Origin of the sequence: Synechococcus sp. H55.2, from assembly GCF_047462495.1 — a bacterium.
Classification (GTDB): Bacteria; Cyanobacteriota; Cyanobacteriia; order Thermostichales; family Thermostichaceae; genus Thermostichus.
Genome location: NZ_JANSJH010000006.1, coordinates 20,685 through 24,775 on the forward strand (window position 1 = coordinate 20,685; position 4,091 = coordinate 24,775).

Annotated in this window: 5 protein-coding genes; 3 read left to right on the forward strand and 2 right to left on the reverse strand. The window is 59.7% G+C overall.

The features are described 5' to 3' along the window. Window positions 1-24 precede the first annotated feature (24 nt). Both NW844_RS01630 and dnaG read right to left on the reverse strand, forming a co-directional pair. Complete coding sequence (locus NW844_RS01630) at window positions 25-546, reverse strand: pentapeptide repeat-containing protein (protein WP_414332907.1); 522 nt, start codon at window positions 544-546, stop codon at window positions 25-27. Between the two features lie 205 nt (window positions 547-751). Further along, the gene (gene dnaG / locus NW844_RS01635; protein ID WP_414332909.1) at window positions 752-2,650 is read right to left on the reverse strand and encodes a DNA primase; all 1,899 of its coding nucleotides are present in this window, start codon (window positions 2,648-2,650) and stop codon (window positions 752-754) included. 112 nt (window positions 2,651-2,762) lie between these two features. On the opposite strand from dnaG, the gene NW844_RS01640 reads away from it, so the two are divergent. The 3 genes from NW844_RS01640 to NW844_RS01650 form a co-directional block, all read left to right on the forward strand. Further along, window positions 2,763-3,143 carry a c-type cytochrome gene (locus NW844_RS01640; protein ID WP_414332911.1) on the forward strand — a complete coding sequence of 127 codons (381 nt, stop codon included), beginning with the start codon at window positions 2,763-2,765 and terminating at the stop codon, window positions 3,141-3,143. Further along, window positions 3,143-3,475, forward strand: coding sequence for a hypothetical protein (locus NW844_RS01645; RefSeq protein WP_414332912.1), 333 nt, complete (start codon window positions 3,143-3,145; stop codon window positions 3,473-3,475). Before NW844_RS01640 ends, NW844_RS01645 begins: the two co-directional genes overlap by 1 nt. A 62-nt stretch (window positions 3,476-3,537) precedes the next feature. After that, window positions 3,538-4,091 (forward strand): YcnI family protein (locus tag NW844_RS01650; protein ID WP_414332913.1); only part of this gene is annotated, 554 nt, incomplete at its 3' end.

The following is a 4,091-nucleotide window of genomic DNA, read 5'->3' on the forward strand; positions in this document are numbered from 1 at the left end:
AGGGAGAGGGGCTGGGGGTGAGGACTAGTCGCATTCGAGGGTATCGCGGGTGGCGCGACCGGTGACGGGGTTAACGCCCCTGGCCCGCTCGCAGAGGATGGCAAGGGCATCTTGCCGTATCAAGGCATTGGTGAAATCCGCCCCCTCGATCTGGATGTCCTCTACTCGAGCCAACCACATCATGCTGTCCTGCAGTTGTGCCTCTCGCAGATCCGCGCCCTGTAAGTTAGCCATGTCCAAGGTGGCGCCGCGCAGATCGGCCCCGCGCAGGTTGGCCTTGCTGAGGTTGGCCCCAAACAAATTCGCCCCTGCCGCTTTGACATGGCTGAGATCGCTTTGGCGCAGGTTGGCCTTGAGAAATTTCCAGCCGCTCAGGTCTTGCCCGGCAAAGCTCATGCCCTGCAGATCTCGTTTGGTGTAGTCTTCTGCCCAGGCTGGGAGCCCCAGGAGAATGACCCCCAGGTATAGTAGCAGCCCCCAAAACACCATCCCCCGCAGGAGCCGAGACAGCTTCACCCGAACCGAAGCCTGCCCAGCAACAGACATTGTGGATCCCTCCCTCCAGGAAACCTCCATGGCTTGGAAATTGCTTTTGTTTCTATCCTACCGGATGGGGATCCCACTGGCAGAGCGGGCTATCTTAAACAGTGTAAGGGGGCGCGGTGACAGCCCTACCCCCAGCTCCTCTCTCTTTGGAAAGGGGGAGTTAGGGTTCAAGGTAACGAGCCGTTTCATTGCTATTGGAAATGACTCACAAATCTTCGGCCAGTGGGGCTTCCGACAGGTCTTCTAGGCTCAATTGCACCTGCCGCTGCAGCGCTTGAATGGCTTGGTACTCCTGCTGGATGCTGGCCTGGTACTGGGCGGCAAGGACGGTGTTGCCCTCGGAAAAGGCTTGATCCCACAGTTGGGTCCAGTAGCGGTAGCGTTTCTGGCGAATTTCCAGCTCCATATTGGCAATGGCGGCCCGCACCACCATCCGTGGACGCATCAAGGCTACACGGGTGTTCTCGTCCAGCCAGAGCAGATGGCTGAGGCGCTCGTTGAGCTGTTCCTCATGGGCGCAGAGGGTGCGCAAAGCCGTCAGCAAAGGCTCTTCTTGGTCTTCCAGCTCCGGCTGCGCCGCCAGCAACTCCAAAGTCCGCTGCCACAGCTCTCGGTGAGGGCGAAAACTAAACTGCAGCTCTCGCTCCAACAAGGTCTCACGAATTTCGCGGCGGTACTCGGCAAAATGCAAGAAAATCTGCAAAAGATGGGACTCCGATTGTAAGAGCTTGGATCCCTTGTTGGCAGGAGGTTGGCGGGGTTTGGCCCAGCGGTAGCCGCGCACGGCACGGCGCAGGTCTTCTTCCAAGTCCCGGCTGAGGCGACCGTTGCCGCGGCTGAGCAATTCTGCCACTTTATGCAAGTATAAAGAGCGCCATTGTCCACCCAAACCGGCCAGCAGTTGCACAAGGGCTTGCTGGGCCTGCTGAAAATCCGCGGCTCGGCTCAGATCCCGACCGGCCAGCACCTGTTCAATTCGCCAATCCAGCCACAGGGGAGCTTGACTGAGCAAGGTTTGAAACTCAGAAACAGGATGCTCTTGCAAAAACTCGTCGGCATCTTTGCCCTCGGGAAGGGTGAGAATGCGCAGCTCGATTTCTCCGCGCCGCGCTTGGTCTTCAATGGCTTCAATGGCCCGGTTGGCCGCGTTCAACCCGGCCCGATCCGCATCAAAGTTGAGAATCAGCCGCTTCGATTGGGTATAGCGCAGCAGGACTTTCACCTGGTGGGGCGTCAAAGCCGTGCCCATAGCGGCTACAGCGTGGGCAACTCCCGCCTGATGCAGGGCGATGACGTCAAAGTACCCTTCCACCACCAAGGCTTGGTCGGCCTTGGCAATGGCGTCGCGGGCAAAGTTAAGGCCGTAGACCACCTGGCTTTTGTTGAACAGCTCGGTTTCTGGAGAGTTCAGGTACTTGGGCTGCTCCTCTCCCAAGGCTCTGCCGGCAAAGCCGATCACCCGCCCCTGCAGGTCGAAGATGGGCAGCATGATGCGGTTGCGGAAGCGGTCGTAATGTCCGGATCCCTGTTGGCGGGGAACCAGCAAGCCGGCTTCTTCTAGAAGTTGGACCGGTTGGCGCTTTTGGTTGACCAGGTATTCGTAGAGCGAGTGCCAGCCGGGGGGAGCAAAGCCGATTTGAAATTTTTGCAAGGTTTCTTCCCTCAGGCGTCGGCTGTGCAGGTACTGGCGGGCCAGGGATCCTAGCTGGGAGCGGAGGGCGTGCTGGTAGAAATCGGCGGCCAGGGCCAAGATCTCCAGCAGCTTTTCCTGGCGGGAGAGTTGGCGCTCGTAGTCCTGGGAGAGGGATCCCCTGGGCTCCGGCACATGGTAGCGGCGGGCCAAGTGGCGCACCGCCTCGGCAAAGGAGAGGCGCTCCATCTGGCTGACAAAGCGGATGACATCTCCGCCCGCCCCGCAGGCGAAGCACTTGTAGATCTGCTTGCTGGGGCTGACCTGAAAGCTGGGCTTGCGGTCATTGTGGAAAGGACAGAGGCCGACGAAATTCTTGCCCTGCTTGCGCAGCACCACCTTTTCCGCCACCACCTCGACGAGGTCGGCCTTCTGGCGCACCAGTTGAATGAACTCGGGGGGCAGACCGCTCATGGCCTTGGGGATCCTACACCCCATGGTACCTGCGGGGGACTTGACAGGCTGTCTTTTGACCTGACCTGACCTGCCGGAGATAATGGTCTGGCTTCAAAAGCTGGATTTTTCCATGAACGGTCTTTTGCAGATTGTTGAGAGGAAAATGCGGATTGTCAAACTCTTCTTGCTGCTTTTGCTGGTCGGTGCCGCCGTCTTTTGGGGCCCACAAGTGGCTTCTGCGGAACCGGATTTGGCTTTGGGAGCTAAGGTCTTTCAAGCCAAGTGTGTGGGCTGTCACTTGAACGGGCGCAACAGTTTGGTGGCAGCGAAAAACCTCTCTCTGGCGGCTCTTCATGAGTACCACGTGGATACCCCTGAGCTCATCCAGGCCCAGGTGCGCAACGGCAAAGGGGCCATGCCCGCTTTTGGCAAGCTTCTCAAGCCAGAAGAAATCGAAGCCGTGGCCGCCTACGTTCTAGACCGGGCTGAGCACAACTGGAGCAAAGGCTAATGGCCCAGGAGAGGACTCAAGATCTGACCCTGGCACCTCAGATGCCGCAGGAGCAGAGCTGTGGAGCACAGGGATCCCGCCGCCGGCTCCTGTCAGTTGGCATAGGGGCCCATGGGCTGGTGGCCGTCGGCATCTCCGCCCATGGAGTGGTGGCCATTGGCGTGGTGACCCACGGCATTCTCTCGATTGGCCTTGTGGCCATGGGCGCCCTCTCCTTTGGGCTGGTGTCGATGGGCTTGGCCAGCGCCGGCCTGGTGTCCATGGGCCTTTCCAGTTGGGGTCAGCACAGCATGAGCGTGACCGAATCCCACGGATCCCATCACCATCCTTAGGTTTTGTTGGCCGGATCCTGACCGGTTCTCTTTCCACCTAGCGTTGTTAAGGAGTATTTACAATGTTCAGTTGGCACAGTTACCTGGCCTTGGCCAAGAAATCTCTGCTGGCCCTGGGAATGAGCGTTGTGCCCCTTTCTTCTGCTTGGGCCCATGTGACCGTCCATCCCAAAGAGGCCCCGGCGGGCAGCGTTGCCAAGCTCACCTTCCGCGTGCCCCATGGCTGCGATGGCTCCCCGACCATTCGCCTGCGGGTGCAGATCCCGGAAGGGGCCACCTCGGTGAAGCCGATGGTGCACCCCCTCTGGAAAATTGAGACGGTGAAAAAGCCGCTGGATAAGCCCTACGAGTCCCACGGGAAGATGATCACCGAAACAGTGGCCGAGGTGATCTGGAGCGGCGGATCCCTGCCGGATGAGTTCATGGATGAGTTCAGCCTCAGCCTCAGGCTGCCGGATCGCCCCGGCGAGACTATCCCCATCCCGGTCATCCAGGAGTGTGAACAAGGCATGTACCGCTGGATCCAGGTGGCGCAGCCGGGGGAGGATCCCAAAAACCTGCCAGAGCCGGCGCCGCTGCTGAAGCTGACGGACAAAGGAGAGACCCACGGCCACGG